Source organism: Lewinella sp. (assembly GCF_050633125.1).
Lineage (GTDB): Bacteria > Bacteroidota > Bacteroidia > Chitinophagales > Saprospiraceae > Lewinella.
Genome location: NZ_JBOEFX010000241.1, coordinates 1 through 2,181, shown reverse-complemented (window position 1 = coordinate 2,181; position 2,181 = coordinate 1). Strand labels below are relative to the sequence as shown.

Genomic DNA, 2,181 nt, shown 5'->3' with positions numbered 1-2,181 from the left:
GTAATGGGTAATGGGTAATGGGAGAAAATGATGTCTCACACTGGATTAGGTTGACCTTTTTGGTTAACAAATGACTCTGAATTGAAAAGTTGAAGTTGAGCAGGATCAACTAAAACTTTAGATTTTTTAAGTGTAAAAACTTTGATAGAAGTTCTTTGAGTTAGTGGTATGTTTTTGAGTTCAAGCTCAAACTGATTAGGGGAAATCATACCTAATTCACCATGCGGGCAGTCATTATAATTTTTGACGGCCTTGGCCAGATGGCGCTTCAATTGGCTAAATGATTTAGGATTCCAATGGATCAAATAATCATTTTTAATGATGCCATTTAAGCGCTCCATACTAGTGTTTTCAAAGACGCTATTACACATACTGATGGCAATTTGGTGCTTTTTCAAAAGCTGTGTATACTCCTTACAGGTGTATTGGACCCCTTTATCAGAATGGTGAATGAGCTGATGTGAACTAGGTAATTGCCGATTTTTTAAAGCCGTTTTCAATAAAGCTATACTATGTTTAGCCTGAAGTGTATCGGCCAATTGATAAGCGATTATTTTGCGGCAATAAAGGTCCATAATCATGCTAATATAATAGTAGCTATCCCCTAGTTTATAGTAGGTGATATCAGTGACCCAAAGTTGATTGGCATCATCAAATCGTTTGTCTGATAATAGGTTCTTATAGGGGATTACTCTAGTGCCTTTCCAGCTCAGTCGAGGCTTAGCTTCTAGGGTGTAACCCGCCATTTTGCCTAGCTCTTCAAAGGCTACACGACCTATCCCTTGAGGTTGGTACAAGTAATAAATCTTAGCTAGACCAATTACTGGATGTAGGCTACGAGCCTGTTCCATCAGACCAATATAATAGGCGGTACGATCTTGTTGATTCGATAGCTTAGCCATATATTGCTGATGGGCTTGTTTGCTAATCCCGGCTATGTCATAGTAGGCCTTCATTTTGAATCCTTTTTGCTTGATAAAGCCGTGGAAGTAGGCGAGGACTTGGTGCCGAAATTTTTTTTAATGTCTACTTTCAGCTCCGATGAACTAATCTGCACGAGCTGCTCCAGATAATCTATCTGCAGTTGCTTTTGGCCGATAACCCGTTCTAGTTCCGCCAAGCGTTCCAACAAGGCTTTATTTTTGTGAGCTTCACTTTGCATTTGTACGACTTGGGTCACCCCTTTTTGATGATTCAATGAATATTTATGCAACCAACGATAGACCGACTTGGTCGATACATTGTACAATTTACTTAACTCTAGCACCGTGTACAAGCCTCGATCAATTTCTTCTACTTTTTGACGCTTAAATGTATCGCTAAATACGCGCCGAGGCCGAAGTTTACTTTTGCTACCGGCGCTAATTTCATTACCTTTTTTCATCCCTTTTAAGTTGTAAAAAGGTCAACTTTTTTTAGTGTGAGACAAGTGAATAGTGAAAATATTAATTACTAACGCTTCATTAGACATTGTTCCTATTAATTATCCATTTTAAGTATCAATTATTAAGTACCGCAATGTTTGATAACTTTTGGGCCTTTACGGAGCAATTCGTTTCTTTTACTAGAAATGAGAAAGAACAAATACAGTCTCAGCTAGTGCTTCGGGATGTACCTAAAAATCATACGCTTATCGATTTTGGAGACATTGCCAAGGAGAGTTATTTTATCAACAAAGGGATACTCAGGTTTTACTATATATCCGATGAGGGGAATGAAATTACCGGCTTTGTCTTCCAAGAAAACATGATGGCAGGATCACATGAAAGCTTCTTTTCCCAGATACCTAGCTTACAAGTGGTAGAAACACTGGAAGCTGCTGAGTTGCTGGTTTTAAGCCATGCTAATCTGCAACAATTGTATATGGATGTCCCAAAGATGAATGTCCTGGTGCGCAAAATATTGGAGCAACGAATGGCTCATGCGCAAAAGGTGCTCGCTTCCTTAATCATACATAAACCTGCCGACCGTTATAAAGCTTACCAAGAACTCCATCCGGGCCTAGAGAATCGGATTCCACAACATGTGTTGGCTAGTTACATGGGCATTACGCCGGTGTCTGTGAGTAGGATTCGAGGACGTAAGAGGAAATAAGGTGTTAGATAAAGACTTCAGAAGTTTTCTGTAGGCAGGACCGAGGAGGCTTCTGAAGAGGGTTCCAATAATTGGCCAATATTATAT

At 39.6% G+C, this 2,181-nt stretch carries 3 protein-coding genes; 1 reads left to right on the top strand and 2 read right to left on the bottom strand.

Features of this window, described 5'->3' with window-relative positions; genetic code table 11:
- Positions 1 to 35: 35 nt before the first annotated feature.
- Together ACRBG0_RS28635 and ACRBG0_RS28630 are read right to left on the bottom strand one after the other, a co-directional pair.
- Positions 36 to 956, bottom strand: a complete 921-nt coding sequence (locus ACRBG0_RS28635) for a transposase (RefSeq protein ID WP_431490242.1) — start codon at positions 954 to 956, stop codon at positions 36 to 38.
- A complete protein-coding gene (locus tag ACRBG0_RS28630; protein ID WP_431490241.1) occupies positions 953 to 1,384 on the bottom strand; it encodes a transposase in 432 nt (143 codons plus the stop codon). Before ACRBG0_RS28630 ends, ACRBG0_RS28635 begins: the two co-directional genes overlap by 4 nt.
- 134 nt (positions 1,385 to 1,518) lie before the next feature.
- Between ACRBG0_RS28630 and ACRBG0_RS28625 the strand changes: the two genes are divergently transcribed.
- Positions 1,519 to 2,094, top strand: coding sequence for a Crp/Fnr family transcriptional regulator (locus ACRBG0_RS28625; RefSeq protein WP_431490240.1), 576 nt, complete (start codon positions 1,519 to 1,521; stop codon positions 2,092 to 2,094).
- The last annotated feature ends 87 nt before the right edge of the window (positions 2,095 to 2,181 follow it).